The organism is Streptomyces marinisediminis (assembly GCF_026262575.1).
Lineage (GTDB): Bacteria > Actinomycetota > Actinomycetes > Streptomycetales > Streptomycetaceae > Streptomyces > Streptomyces marinisediminis.
This window is the reverse complement of record NZ_JAPKFL010000018.1, coordinates 57,543-76,706: the sequence shown is the minus strand read 5'-3', so window position 1 is coordinate 76,706 and position 19,164 is coordinate 57,543. Positions and strand designations below refer to the sequence as shown.

Below are 19,164 nucleotides of genomic sequence, written 5' to 3'. Positions count from 1 at the left end.
GACGGCGGCGCGCGGCTACCGGCCCATGTCGCGCGGCGCGGGCGGCAGCGCGGCGGCGGCGTGCCGCACCGGCGCCCGGTGGCGCCCCTCCTCGTACCGCACCGGACTGAACCCCGTGCCGTACACCGCGCCGAAGCCGGTGAACCGCAGTTCCTCCTCGCCCGTGCGGTCGCCGGGCAGCGCGCGGAACAGGCGGCGGTACTCGGCGTACAGGGCGTCGAAGATCGGCGTGGCCGAGCGGGCCTGACGCTCCGCCAGGGGTTCGTGGGGCGGCCGCATGGCGGGGATCTGACCGTGGTCGCGGTAGGGGTAGCGGGCGCGGGGAGGTTCGTAGGAGTGCACGTCTGAGCCAACGAGCGGAACCCGTACAGGATGCGGGTCGGGTCGAACGTCAGCCTGCCGGTCCGGCGTTGGCCACCGGCCCTGCGGGCGCCGGTGAGAGCGCGCCGACGCGGCGGCGCGCGCCGACGGCGTCCCGAGGACGCCGGCCGGCACCCGCCGCCGCGGTGGAGGTCCCTGAGCGGGCGGTGGCCCTACGTGCCGGCCAGCGGCATCGTCGCGGCGACGAGGACGCCGTTGGCGGCGGCCTTGTCCAAGGCGTCGCGCAGGAGGTCCTCGCGCGGCTGCTGGCCGATGGAGCCGGCCGGGGCCGCGTAGACCACCACGGAGTTCGCCTTGTTGGCCGTGGCGCGCCACTCGTCGGTGACCGCGAGCGGCTGGTGGGCCTGCCACCACGAGGTGGGCTGCCGCCCCTCCTCCGGCGGCTGGAGCACGGCGTGCAGCTTGCCCATGGCCATCAGGACCGACCAGCCGGGCAGCGGGTCGGGCCGCTTGGCCATGTCCGTCACCGGCAGGAAACCGGCCTCGATGAGCAGGGGCAGGAACTCGTCGCCGCCGCCGGTGGAGCCGGGCCGGGCGATCGGGCCCGCGGGCTCCACCACGATGGCCGGGTGGAGCTGGTCGCCGATGAGGACCTGACCGCAGGTCACGCCCAGGACGGCCTGCCGGTCGTCGGCCACGGCCGGGGTGCCGGCCGGCTCGGCCGGGCTGCCCGCCTCCCCGGAGATGGTGCGGACGGCGCTTTGGATCTGCTCTTCGGAGACGCGGACGATCTGCGAGGGGATGCACCCCGCGTGGGCGAAGGCGAGCACGGCCGTCTCCTCGCCCACGAACAACACCGTGCTGGTGCGCTCGCTTCGGGTGCTGCCGGGCGTGCGGCAGGACGTGCAGTCGTAGCTCTCGGGCAGCGTCTCGCCGGCGAGCAGCTTGGCCGCTTCGTCTTCGCCGATCTCGGCGCGTACCTCGTCACTGACGTCGAGCATGGAGGACACAGGGGCTCCTGGCGTTCGGTACTGGTTCGTCTGCACAACGGAGAACCTGTGGTGACAGTCACGCATCCGGCGCCCTCGGGCCGATTCTGTGAACGCACATGGTGAGCAGGTCGTCGAAATCGGTCACAGTCAGTCAATTGATGGGCAAGCGGCGGAAGTTGTGACGGTGAGGTGAAGCACAACGTGCGCGGCGCGCAATCCGTCTTAGTGATGATTTATCCGGGCATAAGGTCCGTACACCTCTTCGCTGTTACCGGCGGTAAACGGCAACTGGCCTGCGACTTCGGCCCGTTGTTTGGTGGCGGCCCGGTGCCGTCCCTACATTCGAGCAGCGGTGCACCGAGCACCACCCGGGGCAGTCCGCCCTCCCGGCCCGCCGAGCGCGAACGCACCCGCGTTCCGCACGGCGTGCCGACGCCCGGCAGGGCGCACGTGCCGGCGGACGCCGCCGTCCCGGACCCGAGGGCGCGCAGGACCGGCGCCCGAAGGACCGGCACGGCTGGGGGACCCCGGGGCGTATGAGAGGGATTCGTCTTGTTCGATCGTCGTGGCAAAGCAGCACGTGCGGGCGCGATCTCGCTGACCGTCGCGGCCCCGCTGGCGCTGCTCTCCCTCGCGACCGGCACCGCCCAGGCGGCGGACGGCGGCGTGTGGGACCGGCTCGCCCAGTGCGAGAGCGGTGGCAACTGGCAGATCAACACGGGCAACGGCTACTACGGTGGCCTCCAGTTCTCCGCCTCGACCTGGGCGGCGTACGGCGGCACCGCCTACGCGGGGACGGCCAACCAGGCCACCCGCGCGCAGCAGATCGAGATCGCCAACAAGGTGCAGGACGCCCAGGGCTGGGGGGCGTGGCCCGCCTGCTCCGCCAAGCTGGGCCTCTACGGCACCGACCCGGGCCCGGCCCGGCCGTCCGGCTCCGGCGCGCCGGCCGCCCAGCCGGCGCCCGAGAGCACGCCGAAGAGCGCCCCCAAGAGCGCGCCGCGGAGCGCGCCCAGCGGGGAGTCCGCCACCCGGGAGCGGGCCGCGCAGCCCCGTGCGGGCCGTGACCACCCGCGCGCCAACTACACGGTGAAGGCGGGCGACACGCTCAGCCGGATCGCCCAGGCGCACGGCGTCGACTGGCGCGCCGTCTACGAGGTCAACGCCGGCGTCATCGGCGCCGACCCCAACCTCATCATGCCCGGCCAGCGCCTGAAGGTCTGACCGCCCGGAGGTCCGCGGGCGGCCGGTCGCGGGTCCCTCCGGGGCCCGTGCCGCCCGAAGGCCCGCGGGCCGCGGCCCGTCACGGCACGGCGAACGGCGCCCCGCCACGGTCCCACCGTGGCGGGGCGCCGCGCGTGGCGCCGCCCGCCGCGGCGGGCGCGCGCGAACCGGAAGCCCGCGGCGGCGGAAAGGCGGCGGTTGTGGGAAGAAGTACGTCACATCAGCCAACCCCGGGCACCGCATCCCGGTCTTACCCGGTGCACGGCGAACAGGTCACCGGTGCGGGGGGCCTGTCCGCGTCGAAACCAGGATCAGGGACGCATGCACATACGCACGGTCACGGCCACGGCCGCCGCCGCGCCCGCGCGGGCGGCACAGCGGGGGCGCCGCGGATGAACGCCACCACCGCGGGGCGCTCACCGCGGGGCGCGCGCCCGCGCGCCCACTGCACGGCCGACAGCGCGGGCGGACTCACCTTCGACGTCGCCCACGACGGCGCCCACGAGCGCTGGGACACCGGCCTGCTGCTGCGCCGCCGGCCCGCCGCCGGGCGCGAAGCGGTCGAGGAGGTCCGGCTGCCCCTGGTGCCGACGTCCCCCGGCCTGCTGCGGGCGGCGCTGCCGAGCACCATGACGCTGGCCGAGGGGCTGTGGCACGCCTACCTCGGCACCGGCGAACGCCGTCGCGGCCGCCTGCTGCCCGGCACCCACGACCTGCGGTCCCTGGTGGACCGGGTGCCGCGCCCGGACCGCACGTGGCTGGGCGTGCGCATCCCGTGCACCACGTCGCGCGGCACGCTTGCCGTGCGGGCCTGGCACCGCTGGCCGCACGCCGAGGCCACCGGCGTGGAGGTGGCCGACGGCGTGCTGACCCTGCGCGGCCACCTGTACGGGGCGGAGCTGGGCCCCGACGCCGTCGTCGAGGCGGTGCCGCCGGGGGCGAAGGAGCCCGTGGTGGCCGTGCCCGCGCGAGCGCGGGAGCCGGGGTTCACCGCCCGGCTGCCGCTCGCCGCCCTGCCCGGCCCCGGCCCGGCCGCCCGCGCGGCCCTCCTGCTGCGGCCCTCCCGCGCCGCCGCGCCGGTCCGGCTGGCGCGCATCCTGGACGACGTCGCGGACAAGCGGAACGCCGTGCGCCACCCGGCGGTCGCCCTGGCCGACGGCCGGCAGCGGGTGCGGCCGGGCTACTCGGCCGCGAACGAACTGCTGCTGCGGTTCGAGGCGGCGCCCGCCGCGTCCTGAACCCGCCCGCCGCCCGCCCGCCGCGTCGCGCCCCCGGGGCGCGGCCCGGGGGAGGTCCCGCGGACAGCGGGTGTCCGTGAGGGCTGCCACACTCGACGCCATGATGGAGACCTCGGCGCGCCTGCTGCGCCTGCTCTCGCTGCTCCAGGCCCGCCGCGAGTGGTCCGGTGCCGACCTCGCGGACCGGCTGGGCGTGAGCGCGCGCACGGTGCGGCGCGACGTCGAGCGGCTGCGCGGCCTGGACTACCCCGTGCACTCCGCGACGGGCACGGCGGGCGGCTACCGGCTCGGCGCCGGAGCGCGGCTGCCACCCCTGCTGCTGGACGACGACGAGGCCGTGGCGGTCGCCGTCGGGCTGCAGAGCGCGGTCGGCGCGGGCGGTGTGGAGGGGATCGAGGAGTCCTCCGCGCGCGCCCTGGCGAAGCTGGAGCAGGTGCTGCCGGACCGGCTGCGCCGCCGGGTGGCCGCGCTCGCCGCGTACACGGTGCCGATGCGGCACGCGCGGCGCGAACCGGGCGTGGACCCCGACATCATCAGCGAGCTGGCCCACGCCTGCCGCGACCACCAGCGGCTGCGGTTCACCTACCGCGCGCTGGGCGGCGACCCGACCAGCCGCACCGTCGAGCCGCTGCGCCTGGTGAGCAGCCAGCGGCGCTGGTACCTGGTGGCGTGGGACGCCGACCGCGCGGACTGGCGCACCTTCCGCGTCGACCGCCTCACGCTGACCCCGCCGCACGGGCCGCGCTTCACGCCCCGGCGGCCGCCCGCCGAGGACCTGGGCGCCTACGTCGCCGAAGGCGTCTCCACCCGCGCCTACCTCACCCGGGCCACGGTGCTGCTGCACCTGCCCGCCGAGGAGGCGGCGGCGCGGATCCCCCCGGCCGCGGGCACGCTGGAGGCGGTCGACGAGCACACCTGTCTGCTGCGGACCGGTGCCTACTCGCCGGCGACGATGGCGGTGCACCTGCTGCTGCTCGACGCGGACTTCGAGGTCCGCGAACCGGCGGAGCTGACCGCCCACATCGCGGCCGTGCGCGACCGCCTGACCCGCGTCCTGGAAAAGTCGCCGACCGCGTCCCGCGCCGCGCCGGAAAGCGCCGTGCCCACGCATTGCCGATTTCCGGAAGGCCGCCTTCCGGCGCCCATTTCCGAGCGCTCGGAAAGGATTTCCGCCCGGCCCGGAAAAAACCCGGAAGAGTGAGCCGTCCGGGCGAGCGGGCGCCGGTCGGACTGTGACACAAGCGTGACGGCGTGACGATCCGCCCGGGACTTCCGGGTGCCGCGCGCCCGCCGGTACGGTGGCGGCATGGGAGATTCACCGTTCGCAGCGACGGAACCGGACGACGACCCCGAGGCCTACGCCGGGATGCCCGCGCGGCAGGCGGAGGAGCGGGCCAGGGAGAAGGGGTGGAGCAGGGTGCGGGTGCTGCCGCCCGACGCCATGATCACGATGGAGTACCTGGCCGGACGGCTGAACCTCACCGTGGAGGACGACCGCGTCGTCCGTAGCTGGAAGGGCTGAGAGCCGGGGCCGGGTACCGGCCGGCCACGACCGGGGCGCGGGGCGCGTCAGCGTCCGAGCGGGGCGGGCCGGGTGCGGTCCGAACGCACGGGGCGCACGCGCTGCGGGTGGCCGGCGGGCGCGCCGCGCACCAGCGCCCGGCCGGGCTCGGCGCCGCCCTCCGCCGTGGCGGTCGGCCGTGCGGTGCCCGACGGCGGCGTGCCCGCGGCCGGGGAGGACGCGGCGGCCCCGGCGCCCGGCGGCGCCGCGCCCGCCGTCATCACCCGCCCGGCGGCCCGCAGCCGCGTCCAGTAGGCGAGCACGTGCCCCTCCACCCGGGCCGCCAGCGGCTCGCACCACGGCAGCGCCAGCAGGATCAGCAGCCCGGCCGCCCAGCCGAGCAGCACGTCGCTGAGCCAGTGCGTGCCGAGGTAGACGGTGGTGGCCCCGACCCCGAGCGCGAAGACGGCCGCCACGACCGACAGCCGGCGCCTGGCGGGCTGCGTGCTGGCCAGGTAGGCCAGGATGCCCCAGGTGACGACCGCGTTCGCGGTGTGCCCGGAGGGGAATATATCGCCGGTCAGGAACATCTCGTTGGCGCCGACGAGGTTGGCGTAGTGCGGCCCCTCCCGGCCCATGCCCAGCTTGGCCGCACCCACCGTCACGTTGAGCAGCAGCAGGGCCGCCCCCAGCATGAGCAGCGGGCGCAGCGTGCGCTGCCGCCACGACCGCCACCCCAGCCACGCCGCCACCAGCGCGGCCGTCGGGCCGCGCTGGCCCAGGACCACGAAGTAGTCCAGGAACGGGTGGAGCTCCGGCCACTGCTTGTACGGCCGGAACAGCATGAGCTGCCAGTCCAGCCGGACCAGGTAGGAGGTCCGCAGCACGGCCGCCACGACGGCCGCGTAGAACGCCAGCGTGGCGCCGAAGAGCACTCTGCGGGTGACGCTCATCCCCGGGGCCGGGTTCGGCGGCCGCGTGGGCTCCTGTCCCAGGCGGGCGAAGATTCGGTCGGTGCGCACTCAATCGACATTACAGCGGGTGACAAGGGAGGACGGCGCGGCGCCGGGGTTCGTAATGGCGATGTGATGTGGTGGGGACGAGGGGAATGCGCCCCCGCGCGGCCCGCCGGGCGGTTTCTCGGCGAAAGCGGGGGCGGCGGTAAATTGCGGCCGCTTTTCCCGGACCGGCGCCCCCCATTGCCCGCGCGTTCTTCCCCCGTCCACGCCCGATTAACCTTTCGTCCGGCGGCGGCCCGTCCACCGGACCGGGCGCCGGGGCCGACGGGCCACCGGGGGCCCGGCCGGACTCGCGTACCCTACGGACGCGACCAGCGGAGGAGGAACGCGCATGACAGGGACCAGCCGGGCCGGTCAGGGCCCCGGCCGCTGGGCCGTACTCGTCGTGCTGTGCGCCAGCCTGCTGCTCGTCGCCCTCGACGCCACGGTGCTGCACGTGGCCGTGCCCGCCGTCACCGCCGACCTGCGGCCCGGCCCCGTCGAGCTGCTGTGGATCGTCGACGCCTACCCGCTGGTGTGCGCCTCGCTGCTCATCCTCTTCGGGACGCTCGGGGACCGCGTGGGCCGGCGCCGGGTGCTGCTGAGCGGCTACGCGCTCTTCGGCCTGTCCTCGGCGCTGGCCGTCCTCGCCCACGACCCGGGGGTGCTGATCGCCGCCCGGGCGCTGCTCGGGGCGGGCGGTGCGATGATCATGCCCGCCACCCTCTCCCTGCTCCGGCACGTCTTCCCCGACCGGCGGGAGCGTGCGCTGGCCATCGGGATCTGGAGCGCCGTCGCGGCCGTCGGCGCCGCCGCCGGGCCGCTGGTGGGCGGGCTGCTGCTGGAGCACTTCTGGTGGGGCTCGGTGTTCCTGCTGAACGTCCCGCTGATGGTGCTGGCGATCCCGGTGGCCCTGCGCCTGGTCCCGGAGTCGACCGGGGCCGGCACCGGTCCCTGGGACGTGGTCGGCGCCGTGCTGGCCGCCACGGGCCTGTTCGCCGTGGTCCTGGCCGTCAAGCGGATGGGCGGCGGCGAGCTGACCCACCCGGCCACCGCCGTGCTCCTGGTGGCGGGCGGCGCCCTGCTGGCCTGGTTCGTGCGGCGGCAGCGCGGCCGGACGCGCCCGCTGATCGACTTCTCCGCCTTCGCCCGCCCGGCCTTCGGCACCTCCGTGGCCTGCATCGTGCTGACGGTGCTCGCGCTCGTGGGGCTCGCGCTGCTGGCCGCCCAGTACCTCCAGCTCGTCCTCGGGCTCTCGCCGCTGCAGACCGGGCTGCGGCTGCTGCCGCTGTCGGTGGCCGCCATCGCCGCCGGGCTGGCCGGTCCGCACCTGCTGCGGGCGCTGGGGCCGCGGCTGATGGTCGGCGGCGGGTTCGTGGCGACCGTGCTCGCCGTGCTGACGCTGACCACGCTCGGCGTCCAGGACGACCCGGGCGTGTGCACCGGGGCCTTCCTGGTCCTCGGCTTCGGCCTGGAGGCGGTGCTGTTCGGCTGCTACGAGTCGATGCTGAGCGACGCGCCCCCCGAGCAGGCGGGCGGGGCCGCGGCCATCGGGGAGACGGCCTACCAGCTCGGCGCGGGCCTGGGCATCGCCCTGCTGGGCAGCGTCATGAACGGCACCTACGGCTCGTCCGTCGCGGCGGCCGCCGGGATACCGGGCGACGCCGCCGACGCGGCCGGGCACTCGCTCGGTGAGGCGTACGTGGTGGCCGACGGGCTCGGCGGCGCCACCGGCGAGCTGCTGCGCGCCTCGGCCCGGGCGGCGTTCGTGCAGGGGATGCACGTCACGCTGCTGGTGAGCGCGGCGCTGCTGCTGACCGGGGCGCTCGCCGCCCTGCGGCTGCCGGGCTCGGCGCGGGCCGGGCAAGCGGGCGCCGTCGCGGCCGGGCCGGGCGGGGCCGCTGGCGGCCCGGACGAGGCGGCGACCGGGCGGGGCGAGGACGCGGGCGGCGCGATGGGCTCCGGACGCGTCCCGGGGCCGTCGGCACCCGGCGACGACACGTGCTTGCCCACCGGCGTTACTCGTCAGTAACCTCAGGGGCGCACCACTGCCGCCCGCACCGTGACGACTTCAGCGACCCGGAGGCCGAGCATGTCCAGCACCACCCCGCCCCCCTTCGACCCGGCCGACCCCCTCGGCCTCGACGACCTGCTCGACCCGGAGGAGCTGGCGGTGCGCGACACCGTCCGCCGCTGGGCCGCCGACCGCGTGCTGCCGCACGTCGCCCAGTGGTACGAGCGCGGTGAGCTGCCCGACGTGCGGGAGCTGGCCCGCGAGCTCGGCGAACTCGGCGCGCTCGGGATGTCCCTGCACGGGTACGGCTGCGCCGGGGCGAGCGCCGTGCAGTACGGCCTGGCCTGCCTGGAGCTGGAGGCCGCCGACTCCGGCATCCGCTCGCTGGTCTCGGTGCAGGGCTCGCTGGCGATGTACGCCATCCACCGCTACGGCTCTGAGGAGCACAAGCGGCGCTGGCTGCCCTCGATGGCCGCCGGTGAGACCATCGGCTGCTTCGGCCTGACCGAGCCCGACCACGGCTCGGACCCGGCCAACCTGCGCACCCACGCCCGGCGGGACGGCACCGACTGGGTGCTGAACGGGCGCAAGATGTGGATCACCAACGGCTCGGTGGCCGGCGTCGCCGTCGTCTGGGCGCAGACCGACGAGGGCCTGCGCGGCTTCCTGGTGCCCGCCGACGCCGCGGGCTTCTCGGCACCGGAGATCCGGCACAAGTGGTCGCTGCGCGCCTCGGTCACCAGCGAGCTCGTGCTGGAGGACGTGCGGCTGCCCCAGGACGCGGTCCTGCCCGGCGTCGTCGGCCTCAAGGGGCCGCTGAGCTGTCTGAACCACGCCCGCTACGGCATCGTGTGGGGCGCGATGGGCGCGGCCCGCGCCAGCTTCGACGCCGCCTTGGATTACGCCCGCGCCCGCGAGCAGTTCGGCCGGCCCATCGCCGGGTTCCAGCTCACCCAGGCCAAGTTCGCGGACATGGCCGTCGAGCTGCACAAGGGCGTGCTGCTGGCCCACCACCTCGGGCGCCGCATGGACGCCGGGCGGCTGCGCCCGGAGCAGGTGAGCTTCGGCAAGCTCAACAACGTGCGCGAGGCGATCGAGATCTGCCGCACCTCGCGAACGATCCTGGGCGCCAACGGGATCTCCCTGGAGTACCCGGTCATGCGGCACGCCACCAACCTGGAGTCGGTGCTCACCTACGAGGGCACCGTGGAGATGCACCAACTCGTGCTGGGCAAGGCCCTCACGGGCTGCGACGCGTTCCGCTAGGCACCGGGGCCGCCCGCTCGCCCGGCCCGGACGGCGGACGCGGCAGGCGGGAGGCGGGGGACGGCAAGGGGCGGAGTGCCGTGGCGTCCCGGGGCGCGGGAGCAAAGGCGCGGGAAGGGGCGGACGCGGAGGAGGCCGGGCGGGGAGGACGGCGGCCGCGGGGCGCGGTCGGCCGGTCGGTCGGCCGGTTCGCGTGCCGGGCGGGGGCGGCGGGGGAGGCCCGCACCCCGCACGGCACGTCAGCTCTGGTTGAAGAACCCGTCCCGGGTGGGACGGCGCTGCTCGCCGTTGACGATCTGGTACGTGTCCGGGGTCAGCAGGAACACCCGGGTCGCCACGCGTTCGATGGAGCCGCGCAGGCCGAACGTCAGCCCGGCCGCGAAGTCGATGACGCGCTTGGCGTCACCGGAGTCCATGGTCGTCAGGTTGACGATGACCGGCACGCCGTCGCGGAACAGCTCACCGATCGTGCGGGCGTCCCGGAACCCGTCCGGCGTGATGGTCGCGATGCGGGTGCCCGCGTCCTGGGCGGACTCCGCCGTCGCCTGGATGCGCGGGTCGGTGACCCACGCATCCCGTGCGGCGTCCCCCGGCTCCGGGCCTTCGGCGTAGTCGTCGTCGTAGTACCGCATCTCGCTGTCATCGACGAGGCCCAGCCAGGCACTCGCCTTGCGCACCGATCCCATGGACGCCTCCTCTCGCGTGCGGTCGAACCGTCCGCACGCCTATCGTCGTCCATGATGCGGAGGGTGCGCCAAGGGGATATACGTCGCGGACATGATTCGTGACAGTTCTGCTGCACACATCATGCCCCCCGGAACTGCGCCGATGCGGTATGCGGTGAGGAAAGACAGAAAGATCACTGCGGGCGACCGCGCGGGTGAGGTCCGTCGTCGACCGGGTGAGCGCGCCGGGGCGCACCGGTGACGCTCCGTCACCCTTCGGGGGACGACGCGCCGTGCCGCCGGGGCGGTGCGCGGGGCGTGGGGCGCGCGGCGTGCGCGCGCCCCGCCGGTGTCCTGACCCGCCGTCTGACCTGCTGCCCGGCCCGCCGGCTGACCCGGCGTCCTGTCCCGCGCCCCGGTCCGTCCGCGCGCCCGTCGCCCCGGCCCGTCGGCTGCCGGCCCCGGCGCCGGGCGCCGTCGGGCGTGCGGATAACACCCTCCTGGTCCGGTCTGTGGCAGGTTGGGCGCATGAACGCCGATACCTCCCCGAACCTCCCGGACCCCGCGAGCGCCGGCGGTCCGCTCGGCGCCGCGACCCCCCTGCACGCCGCGTCCCCCGCCCACGCCGTGGACGCCGCGAACCCCGTGGCGCCGGGCTCCTCGGCGGCGCAGCGGTGGCAGGAGTGGCACCAGCAGCGCCTGGAGACGGTGCTGGCCCCCTACGGCCCCCTCTCGGTCACCGGCACCCACTGGCTCGCCGACGCCGACGACCAGGGGCGGGTCGAGGGCCTGCCGGGCCAGTGGCATCCCACGCCGGACGGCACCGGCGTCGTCGTGCACGCCGACGTCCTCGACGAGCTCTCCGCGGGCGGCGAGATGCTCGTCGGCGAACGGCGTCTGGGCGGTGCGCCCGGCGCGGTGCAGCACACCCGGATCACCTGGGGCGACCGCCGCCTGGAGCTGCTGCGCCGCGAGGGCCGGTGGGCCGTGCGGGTCCACGACCCGGCCGCTCCGGCACGCCGCGCGTTCCCCGGCATCCGCACCACGCCCTACGACGAGCGCTGGGTGCTGCCCGGCACCTTCCACGCCTACGAGGGCGCGCGGCGCGTGCCGGTGCCCAACGCGGACGGCCACACCCGCGGGCTGGAGCTCGGCGGCGAGGTGCGCTTCACCGCCCCGGACGGCGGCGAGCACGACCTGCGCGTCTCGGTGGTGGGCAGCGGCGCCCTGTGGGCCGTCTTCGCGGACGCCACCAGCGGCCACGGCAGCCACCGGTTCCGCTTCCTGCGCACCGGCGCCCCGGCCTCCGACGGCACGGTCACGGTGGACTTCAACCGCACGACGCTGCCGCCGTGCGCCTTCGCCGACCACTTCCTCTGCCCGTTCCCGCCGCCGGGCAACACCCTGGAGCTGGCCGTGCGGGCCGGGGAGCGCGACCTCTCCACCGGCTGACGCCCACCGTCCGGTTCCTCCACCCGCCGCACGGGGCGGCGGCGTCGGACCCGGGGGCGGGAGGGGCGCGGCACGGGGCCGCGTCCGCCCTGGAGCGCCTGGTGGACGGGGCGGCGGGCGGCGCCGTGCCGCGCCCCGGCGGGCCGTCCGTGGGCGTGCGCCGCGCTCCGGGCGCCGCGCCGCCGGGACCTTCCGCCGGGCGCGCGCCGCTCGGGTCTTCCCCGCGGACGGCAGGAGGCCCCCGGCGCCGAGCGGCGAGCTCGGCGCCGGGGGCCTCCTGCCGACGTGTCGACGTGCCGTGGTGTCGACGTGCCGTGGTGTCCTCGTGCTCCCGGCCGTCGTGCCGCGCGGGCGCGGCGGCACGGTGACCGTCAGGCCGGGAGCCCGGCGGCCGGGACGCGGCGGTTCAGGACAGCTCGGCCGCGACCAGCTCGGCGATCTGCACGGCGTTGAGCGCGGCGCCCTTGCGCAGGTTGTCGTTGGACAGGAACAGCGCCAGGCCGTGCTCGACCGTCTCGTCGCGGCGGATGCGGCCCACGAAGCTCGGGTCCTGCCCGGCCGCCTGGAGCGGCGTCGGGATGTCCGAGAGCGCCACGCCCGGTGCTCCGGCCAGCAGCTCGCGGGCCCGCTCCGGGCTGATCGGCCGCTCGAAGCGCGCGTTGACCTGGAGGGAGTGGCCGGTGAACACCGGCACGCGCACGCAGGTGCCCGAGACCTTCAGCTCCGGGACGCCGAGGATCTTGCGGCTCTCGTTGCGGAGCTTCTGCTCCTCGTCCGTCTCCCCCAGGCCGTCGTCCACGATCGAGCCCGCGAGCGGCAGCACGTTGAAGGCGATCGGACGCTTGAACTTGTCCGGCGCCGGGAAGTCCACGGCGGAGCCGTCGAAGGCGAGCTGGGCGGCGTCGCCCTCGACCGCCTTGCGCGCCTGCCCGTCCAGCTCCGCGACGCCGGCCAGTCCGCTGCCGGAGACGGCCTGGTAGGTGGCCACCACCAGCGCCGTCAGCCCGGCCTCCGCGTGCAGCGGGCGCAGCACCGGCATGGCCGCCATGGTGGTGCAGTTCGGGTTGGCGATGATGCCCTTCGGGCGCTCGAGCGCGGCCTGCGGGTTCACCTCGGAGACCACCAGCGGAACCTGCGGGTCCAGCCGCCAGGCCGAGGAGTTGTCGATGACCACGGCGCCGGCGGCGGCGACCTTGGGCGCCAGCTCGCGGGAGGTGGCGCCGCCCGCGGAGAACAGCACCACGTCGAGCCCCGCGTAGTCGGCCGTGGTCGCGTCCTCGACCGTGACCTCGCCGTCCCGCCACGGCAGCGTGCGTCCCGCCGACCGTGCGGAGGCGAACAGGCGCAGCTCGTCCACGGGGAAGTCCCGCTGCGCCAGGATGTCGCGCATCACGCTGCCGACCTGGCCGGTCGCGCCGACGATGCCGATTCTCATGGGGCTCCTTCGCTTGAGTGACTGGTGTCCCGAGGTTGGCCCCTACCCTGATCCGGGCAAACTACGGGTGCCGTTTCGTTGACGTCCGTCACATCGGGTGATCGGCCGCCCGTCCCGCCGGCCGCGGCGTCCGCGTCCGCGCCCGGTCGGGGTGAAACGTCCTCTTCATCGTAAACAGTGGCCGGTGGGGAGGGCCGGGGTGAGCCACCGCCCGGAGGGGAAGGGTCTCAGCATGAGAGAACGCGACACGCCCCAGCCGTACGAGGACCCTCCGGCCCGGTCGGGCTTCGGTCTCGGCCTGCACCACGTGCAGCTCACCCTCCCGCCCGGTGACGAGGAGCTGTGCCGCACCTTCTACGTCGACGTGCTCGGCATGACGGAGGTGCGCAAGCCGCCGGAGCTGGCCGCTCGCGGCGGCCTGTGGGTGCGCGCCGACGGCCTGGAGATCCACCTCGGCGTCGAGGAGGACTTCCGCCCCGTGAGCAAGGGCCACCCCGGCATCCTCGTGGCCGACCTCGACGCGCTCGCCGAGCGGCTCACCGACAAGGGGGTGCGCGTGGTGTGGGACGCGGCCTTCCCCGGCTTCCGCCGCTTCTACGTTGACGACTGCCACGGCAACCGTCTGGAGTTCCTGAGCCCGGAGGCGTGAGATGACCGAACGCAAACCGCCAGGCGTCGACTTCGAGTCCTGGGTCGACCGGCAGATCCGCGAGGCGACCGAACGCGGCGCCTTCGCCGGGCTCACCGGCGCGGGCAAGCCCCTGCGCGGCCTGGAGCGGCCCTACGACGAGAACTGGTGGATCAAGGAGAAGATGCACCGCGAGGGCGTCTCCGTCCTGCCGCCGAGCCTGGCGCTGCGCAAAGAGGCCGAGGACGCCCGGAGCGCCGCCCTCGCCGCGCCCACGGAGCGGGCCGCGCGCGAGCTCCTCGCCGCCGTCAACGCCAAGATCGACGCCGCCCGCCGCCGCCCGCTGTCCGGGCCGCCGCTCAACCTGGCGCCCTTCGACGTGGAGGAGGTCCTCGCCGAGCGCCGCGCGGCCCGGTCGGAGGACGGAGAGCCCCCGCCTCGCTAGCCCCCGGCCCCGCCCGGGTGCCCCGCCCGGACGCCCCGGTCGCGGCCCGCGCGGCGTTTCGTGGCCGACGCGGTGTCCCCGGCGGGCGTGGGCTCGTGGCCCACCGGTGCCCGCGACCGGTGCGCGGCCGAGGCCCGGCGGGGTGACCGCCCGCCCGTGCCGGGGCGCGCCCTCCGGTTCCGCACGGTGAACCACGCCGCCGTCCGGCCCCCTTCCCGCCTCCTCTCGCCTCCGCCCCGTGCGCCGTCCGGCCCTCCCGCCGTGCCCTCGTCCGGTCGTCCAGACCCGGCCGCTCCCCTTCGGCGGCGGCGCGCACACCCTGTTCGAACGTGCATTCGAAAGCAGGGTTAAGCTGGGGAGGCAAGGACGACGGCGAAGGGGGTGCTGGTGTGGCGAGGAGATGCGGATGGGCGGCTTTACGCACCTGCACGCCGTCTCCGGCCTCTCCGCCCGGTACGGCGCCTCGCACCCCGAGCGGCTGGCCGAGCGGGCCGCCGAGCGGGGGATGGACGCGCTCGCCCTGACCGACCGGGACACGCTCGGCGGTGCGGTGCGGTTCGCGCAGGCGTGTGAGCGGGCGGGGGTGCGGGCGCTGTACGGCGTGGAGCTCGCCGTGGCCGAGGCGCGCGAGGACGCCCCGGGGAAGCGGCGCGCGCCCGTGCGCGGCGGCGCCTTCGTCGACGAGCCGGGGCAGCGCGTGGTGTTCCTGGCCCGGGACGGCGCGCACGGCTGGGCGGAGCTGTGCCGGCTGGTGACGGCCGCGCACCGGGATGTGACGGCGGGCGCCCACGTCGGTACGGCGACCCGCCCGGAGCTGACCCGGGCCGACGCGGCCGCCACCGGCGTCACCGTGCTGCTCGGACCGCGGTCCGACGTGGGCCGGGCGCTGGCCGCCGGGCGGCCGGACAAGGCGGCGCGGCTGCTGCGCCCGTGGCGCGAGGTGTTCGGCGCGGCGCTGCGCCTGGAGGTCGTCGGCTCCGCGCCCCGCCGCGAGGCCGCCCGGATGCTGGGGCTCGCCGCCGAGCAGGGCGTCGTCCCGGTGCTGACCAACGCCGTGCGCTACGCCGACCCGGGCCTGGGGCCCGTCGCCGACGTGCTGGACGCCGCCCGGCGGCTGGTGCCCGTCGACCCGGCCCGGGGCCTGGACGGCGGTGAGCGCTGGCTGAAGGGCCCGGACCGGATGGCCGCCGTCGCCCGGGAGATCGCCGAGGCGGCCGGGTTCCGCCGCGACCTCGCCCACCGGCTGCTGGACCGCACCGAGGAGACGGCGGCCCAGTGCCGGGTGGACGGCCGCGACGACCTGGGCATCGGCAGCGCGCACTTCCCCGAGCCCCACCTCGTCGGGGCGCACGCCCGCACCGCCGACCGGGTGCTGCGCTCGCGCTGCGCCGGGCAGATGGTGGTCCGCCGCTACGACCGCGACCGCACCCGCTGGGACCGGCTGGAGCGGGAGCTGGGCGTCATCGAGCGGCACGGCTTCGCGTCCTACTTCCTCACCGTCGCGCAGGTGGTGGACGACGTGCGGGCGCTCGGCGTCCGGGTGGCCGCGCGGGGCTCCGGCGCGGGCTCCTTCGTCAACCACCTGCTCGGCATCACCACCGCCGACCCGGTGGAGCACGGGCTGCTGATGGAGCGGTTCCTCTCCGAGCACCGCAAGGCGCTGCCGGACATCGACATCGACGTGGAGTCCGCCCGCCGCCTGGAGGTGTACCGGGCGGTCTTCGAGCGGTTCGGCGAGCAGCGGGTGGCCACCGTCGCCATGCCGGAGACCTACCGCGTGCGGCACGCCGTGCGGGACGTGGGCGCGGCGCTCGGCATGGACCCGGCGGAGGTGGACCGGCTGGCCAAGGCCTTCCCGCACATCCGCGCCCGGGACGCGCGCAGCGCGCTCGCCGAGCTGCCGGAGCTGCGCGCGCTGGACGCCGACCGGTACGGGCCGCGGCTGTGGGAGCTGGTGGAGGCGCTGGACGGCCTGGTGCGCGGCATGGCCATGCACCCGTGCGGCATGCTCCTCTCGCACGCCGGGCTGCGCGCCCGCACGCCGGTGGTCCCCACCAGCGGCGAGGGCTTCGCGATGTCCCAGTTCGACAAGGACGACGTGGAGAGGCTCGGCCTGCTCAAGCTGGACGTGCTGGGGGTGCGGATGCAGTCCTCGCTCGCGTACGCCGTCGGCGAGGTCGAGCGCACCACCGGCGAGCGCGTGGACCTGGACGCGCTGGACATCGCCGGCGCGGGCGACGCGAAGACCTACGAGCTGATCCGGTCCGCCGAGACCCTCGGCTGCTTCCAGATCGAGTCCCCGGGCCAGCGCGACCTGATCGGACGCCTGCAGCCCGCCACCTTCCACGACCTGGTGGTGGACATCAGCCTGTTCCGGCCGGGGCCGGTCGCCGCCGACATGGTGCACCCCTTCATCGAGGCCCGGCACGGCCGCCGTCCCGCCCGCTACCCGCACCCGGACCTGGAGCCGGCGCTGCGCGAGACCTACGGCGTCGTCGTCTTCCACGAGCAGATCATCGAGCTGCTGGACACCCTGACCGGCTGCGGCAGGTCCTTCGCCGACGAGACCCGCCGCGCGCTGGCCGACCCCGACCTCCAGCCGCGCATCAGGGCCTGGTTCGCCCGGCACGCGGCGCGGCGCGGCTACCCCGGGCCCGTCGTCGACCACGCCTGGGAGATCGTCGAGGCGTTCGGCGCCTACGGCTTCTGCAAGGCGCACGCCGTCGCGTTCGCCGTCCCCACCTACCAGTCGGCCTGGCTGAAGGCCCACCATCCGGCCGCCTTCTACGCCGGGGTGCTCACCCACGACCCGGGCATGTACCCCAAGCGGCTGCTGCTGGCCGACGCCCGGCGGCGCGGGGTGCCGATCCTGCCCCTGGACGTCAACCGGTCCGACGCCGCCTATCGCATCGAACTGGAGTCCGAATCCGGGCGCTGGGGGGTGCGGCTGGCGCTGGGCGAGGTACGCGGCATCAGCGAGGCGGACGCCGCGCGCATCGCCGCCGGGCGGCCCTACCGCTCGCTGCACGACCTGCTGGAGCGCGCCCGCCCGCCCCGCCCCGTGGCCGAGGGACTCGCCCGCGTCGGCGCGCTGGACGCCTTCGGCGGCAACCGGCGCGACATACTGCTGCACCTCGCCGAGCTGCACCGGGGCCGTCGCCCGGGGAGCGACGCGCCGCAACTCCCCTTCGACGGCGCCGCGCCCGCCCCGCGCCCCGGTGCCGCGCCCGCCCCCGGCTCCGGGGACCACCCGGCCGTGCCGCCCGCCGGCCTGCCCGATCTGGACGAGGGCGAACGGCTCGACGCGGAACTCGGCGTCCTGGGCCTGGACGCCTCCCGCCACCTGATGGGCGACCACCGCCGCTTCCTGGAGGAGCTCGGCGTCCGCCCCGCCCGGCGGCTGGCCGACGTCCCCCACGGGCAGACCGTGCTGGTCGCCGGCGCGAAGGTGGCCACGCAGACACCGCCCATCCGCTCCGGCAAGCGCGTCGTCTTCGTCACCCTGGACGACGGCACCGGACTGAGCGACCTGGCGTTCTTCGAGGACAGCCACGCCGCCTGCGCGCACACCGTCTTCCACTCCTGGCTGCTGCTGGTGCGCGGCGTGGTGCAGCGGCGCGGCCCGCGCAGCTTCAGCGTGGTCGGCTCGGCCGCCTGGGACCTGGCCGAACTGGCCGAGCTGCGCCGCACCGGCGGACTGGAGGCCGTCGCCGCCCGGCTCGCCGAGCAGCCGGGCACCGCCCCCGAGGGCGGCGCCGCCTCCCGGGGCGGCACCGGGCGCCGGGTGCGCATGTCCACCGGCTACGCGATGCACCCCTGGGCCGACCTCCGCCCGGCGGGCGAGCCCCCCGGCAGCGTCCGCAAGCTGTGGCACTCCAGCCCCGGAAGCGCGGGGTGAGCGGCGTGGACGGCACCGTGCACGTCCTCTACGTGCACTTCGGCACCGGGCTCACCGAGGAGCGCTACCCCCGGCTGCTGGAGCTGCTGGCCGACATCACCCCCGTGGTGCAGGCGCTGCCACCGGACGCCGCGCTCGCCGACGTCCGCGGCGCCCTGCGCTACTTCGGGCGGACGGCGCCGGAGCTGGCCGAACTGGTCAGGGTGCGCGCGCTGGCCCACTACGCCGTGCACTGCACCGTGGGCGCCGCGGCCAACCCGCTGCTGGCGCGCATGGCCGCCCAGGCGGGGCCGCCCGGCGAGGTGCGCGCCGTCCCCGGCGACGCGGCCGCCGTCACCGCGTTCCTGCACCCCAAGCCGGTGGCCGCCCTGCACGGCGTCGGCCCCGCGACCGCCCGCGCGCTGGGCGCCTACGGGCTGGACACCGTCGGCCGGGTCGCCGCCGCCCCACCCGCCACGCTGCAGCGCATCCTCGGTGCCGCCCCGGCCCGCCGCCTGCGCTCCCGCGCCCACGGCGAGGACCCCACCCCCGTCCTGCCCAGCGCCCCGGCCCGCTCGGCCGCCGCCGAACACCGCTTCGGCCGGGACGAGCTGGACGCCGACCGGCGCCGCCGCGCCCTGCTCACCCTCGCCGACGACCTCGGCTACCGGATGCGCCGCGACGCCCAGGTGGCCCGCGCGCTCACCCTCACCGTCCGGTACGCCGACCGCTCCACCACCACCCGCACCCGCGCGCTGCCCGAGCCCACCGCGCACACCCCGGCGCTGACCGCCCTGGCCTACGCCCTGCACGACGCGCTCGGCCTCCAGCGCGCCCGGGTCCGCGCGCTCACCCTGCGCGCGGAGGACCTCACGGCCGCCGACCTGGCCTCCCGGCAGCTCTCCCTCGACCCGCGCGAGGAGCGCGCCCGCCGGGCCGAGGCCGCGGCCGACCGGGCCCGGCGCCGCTTCGGCAGCGCCGCCGCGCACCCGGCGGGCACGCTCGACGACGTGGCCTGACGCGGGCGCCGTGGCCGGCCCGCGCGCCCGCGTCAGGCCACGTGGCGGGCCCGCGCGCGCCATCCGCCCGCGGCGCCCCGCCCGCCCCG

16 protein-coding genes are annotated in these 19,164 nt (G+C 76.3%); 11 read left to right on the top strand and 5 right to left on the bottom strand.

Features of this window, described 5'->3' with window-relative positions; all coding sequences use genetic code 11:
* Window positions 1-15 precede the first annotated feature (15 nt).
* Both OSB71_RS16340 and OSB71_RS16335 read right to left on the bottom strand, forming a co-directional pair.
* On the bottom strand, window positions 16-342 hold the full coding sequence (locus tag OSB71_RS16340) for a hypothetical protein (protein ID WP_265948812.1): 327 nt from the start codon (window positions 340-342) through the stop codon (window positions 16-18).
* A gap of 191 nt (window positions 343-533) precedes the next feature.
* On the bottom strand, window positions 534-1,322 hold the full coding sequence (locus tag OSB71_RS16335) for a DUF8842 C-terminal domain-containing protein (protein ID WP_265948856.1): 789 nt from the start codon (window positions 1,320-1,322) through the stop codon (window positions 534-536).
* A gap of 543 nt (window positions 1,323-1,865) precedes the next feature.
* Between OSB71_RS16335 and OSB71_RS16330 the strand changes: the two genes are divergently transcribed.
* The 4 genes from OSB71_RS16330 to OSB71_RS16315 all read left to right on the top strand — a co-directional run bounded on the left by OSB71_RS16330 (window position 1,866) and on the right by OSB71_RS16315 (window position 5,297).
* Window positions 1,866-2,537 (top strand): transglycosylase family protein, encoded by a 672-nt coding sequence (locus OSB71_RS16330; RefSeq protein ID WP_265948811.1) that lies wholly within the window; start codon window positions 1,866-1,868, stop codon window positions 2,535-2,537.
* A gap of 392 nt (window positions 2,538-2,929) precedes the next feature.
* A complete protein-coding gene (locus tag OSB71_RS16325; protein WP_265948810.1) occupies window positions 2,930-3,775 on the top strand; it encodes a hypothetical protein in 846 nt (281 codons plus the stop codon).
* Window positions 3,776-3,875: 100 nt separating this feature from the next.
* Complete coding sequence (locus OSB71_RS16320; RefSeq protein ID WP_265948808.1) at window positions 3,876-4,976, top strand: helix-turn-helix transcriptional regulator; 1,101 nt, start codon at window positions 3,876-3,878, stop codon at window positions 4,974-4,976.
* A 105-nt stretch (window positions 4,977-5,081) separates the two neighbouring features.
* The gene (locus OSB71_RS16315; RefSeq protein WP_265948807.1) at window positions 5,082-5,297 is read left to right on the top strand and encodes an I78 family peptidase inhibitor; all 216 of its coding nucleotides are present in this window, start codon (window positions 5,082-5,084) and stop codon (window positions 5,295-5,297) included.
* A 47-nt stretch (window positions 5,298-5,344) separates the two neighbouring features.
* On the opposite strand, the gene OSB71_RS16310 is transcribed toward OSB71_RS16315, so the two are convergent.
* Window positions 5,345-6,298 (bottom strand): phosphatase PAP2 family protein, encoded by a 954-nt coding sequence (locus tag OSB71_RS16310; RefSeq protein ID WP_265948805.1) that lies wholly within the window; start codon window positions 6,296-6,298, stop codon window positions 5,345-5,347.
* Between the two features lie 328 nt (window positions 6,299-6,626).
* On the opposite strand from OSB71_RS16310, the gene OSB71_RS16305 reads away from it, so the two are divergent.
* Both OSB71_RS16305 and OSB71_RS16300 read left to right on the top strand, forming a co-directional pair.
* Window positions 6,627-8,306, top strand: a complete 1,680-nt coding sequence (locus tag OSB71_RS16305; protein WP_265948804.1) for an MFS transporter — start codon at window positions 6,627-6,629, stop codon at window positions 8,304-8,306.
* 60 nt (window positions 8,307-8,366) lie between these two features.
* The gene (locus OSB71_RS16300; RefSeq protein WP_265948802.1) at window positions 8,367-9,554 is read left to right on the top strand and encodes an acyl-CoA dehydrogenase family protein; all 1,188 of its coding nucleotides are present in this window, start codon (window positions 8,367-8,369) and stop codon (window positions 9,552-9,554) included.
* A 239-nt stretch (window positions 9,555-9,793) separates the two neighbouring features.
* Here the strand turns inward: OSB71_RS16300 and OSB71_RS16295 are convergent, their stop codons facing one another.
* Entirely contained in the window at window positions 9,794-10,240 is a 447-nt protein-coding gene (locus OSB71_RS16295) for a cell division protein SepF (RefSeq protein WP_265948801.1), read from the bottom strand.
* 507 nt (window positions 10,241-10,747) lie between these two features.
* On the opposite strand from OSB71_RS16295, the gene OSB71_RS16290 reads away from it, so the two are divergent.
* Complete coding sequence (locus OSB71_RS16290) at window positions 10,748-11,671, top strand: DUF1684 domain-containing protein (protein WP_265948799.1); 924 nt, start codon at window positions 10,748-10,750, stop codon at window positions 11,669-11,671.
* Between the two features lie 406 nt (window positions 11,672-12,077).
* Here the strand turns inward: OSB71_RS16290 and OSB71_RS16285 are convergent, their stop codons facing one another.
* Window positions 12,078-13,106: an aspartate-semialdehyde dehydrogenase gene (locus OSB71_RS16285; protein WP_265948798.1), complete on the bottom strand. Its 1,029-nt coding sequence runs from the start codon at window positions 13,104-13,106 to the stop codon at window positions 12,078-12,080.
* Between the two features lie 232 nt (window positions 13,107-13,338).
* Between OSB71_RS16285 and OSB71_RS16280 the strand changes: the two genes are divergently transcribed.
* From OSB71_RS16280 to OSB71_RS16265, 4 genes are all read left to right on the top strand, one after another.
* Window positions 13,339-13,755, top strand: coding sequence for a VOC family protein (locus OSB71_RS16280; RefSeq protein ID WP_265948796.1), 417 nt, complete (start codon window positions 13,339-13,341; stop codon window positions 13,753-13,755).
* A 1-nt stretch (window position 13,756) separates the two neighbouring features.
* Window positions 13,757-14,179, top strand: coding sequence for a DnaJ family domain-containing protein (locus tag OSB71_RS16275; protein WP_265948794.1), 423 nt, complete (start codon window positions 13,757-13,759; stop codon window positions 14,177-14,179).
* Window positions 14,180-14,585: 406 nt separating this feature from the next.
* Entirely contained in the window at window positions 14,586-18,077 is a 3,492-nt protein-coding gene (locus OSB71_RS16270) for a DNA polymerase III subunit alpha (protein ID WP_265948793.1), read from the top strand.
* Window positions 18,078-18,082: 5 nt separating this feature from the next.
* Window positions 18,083-19,075, top strand: a complete 993-nt coding sequence (locus OSB71_RS16265; RefSeq protein WP_265948792.1) for a DNA polymerase Y family protein — start codon at window positions 18,083-18,085, stop codon at window positions 19,073-19,075.
* Window positions 19,076-19,164 lie beyond the last annotated feature (89 nt).

Coding starts and splice junctions, on each gene's coding strand:
- OSB71_RS16335 (WP_265948856.1), bottom strand. CDS start 1,322: ATGCTCGACGTCAGTGACGAGGTACGCGCCGAGATCGGCGAAGACGAA.
- OSB71_RS16325 (WP_265948810.1), top strand. CDS start 2,930: ATGAACGCCACCACCGCGGGGCGCTCACCGCGGGGCGCGCGCCCGCGC.
- OSB71_RS16320 (WP_265948808.1), top strand. CDS start 3,876: ATGATGGAGACCTCGGCGCGCCTGCTGCGCCTGCTCTCGCTGCTCCAG.
- OSB71_RS16315 (WP_265948807.1), top strand. CDS start 5,082: ATGGGAGATTCACCGTTCGCAGCGACGGAACCGGACGACGACCCCGAG.
- OSB71_RS16305 (WP_265948804.1), top strand. CDS start 6,627: ATGACAGGGACCAGCCGGGCCGGTCAGGGCCCCGGCCGCTGGGCCGTA.
- OSB71_RS16300 (WP_265948802.1), top strand. CDS start 8,367: ATGTCCAGCACCACCCCGCCCCCCTTCGACCCGGCCGACCCCCTCGGC.
- OSB71_RS16295 (WP_265948801.1), bottom strand. CDS start 10,240: ATGGGATCGGTGCGCAAGGCGAGTGCCTGGCTGGGCCTCGTCGATGAC.
- OSB71_RS16290 (WP_265948799.1), top strand. CDS start 10,748: ATGAACGCCGATACCTCCCCGAACCTCCCGGACCCCGCGAGCGCCGGC.
- OSB71_RS16285 (WP_265948798.1), bottom strand. CDS start 13,106: ATGAGAATCGGCATCGTCGGCGCGACCGGCCAGGTCGGCAGCGTGATG.
- OSB71_RS16280 (WP_265948796.1), top strand. CDS start 13,339: ATGAGAGAACGCGACACGCCCCAGCCGTACGAGGACCCTCCGGCCCGG.
- OSB71_RS16275 (WP_265948794.1), top strand. CDS start 13,757: ATGACCGAACGCAAACCGCCAGGCGTCGACTTCGAGTCCTGGGTCGAC.
- OSB71_RS16270 (WP_265948793.1), top strand. CDS start 14,586: ATGGGCGGCTTTACGCACCTGCACGCCGTCTCCGGCCTCTCCGCCCGG.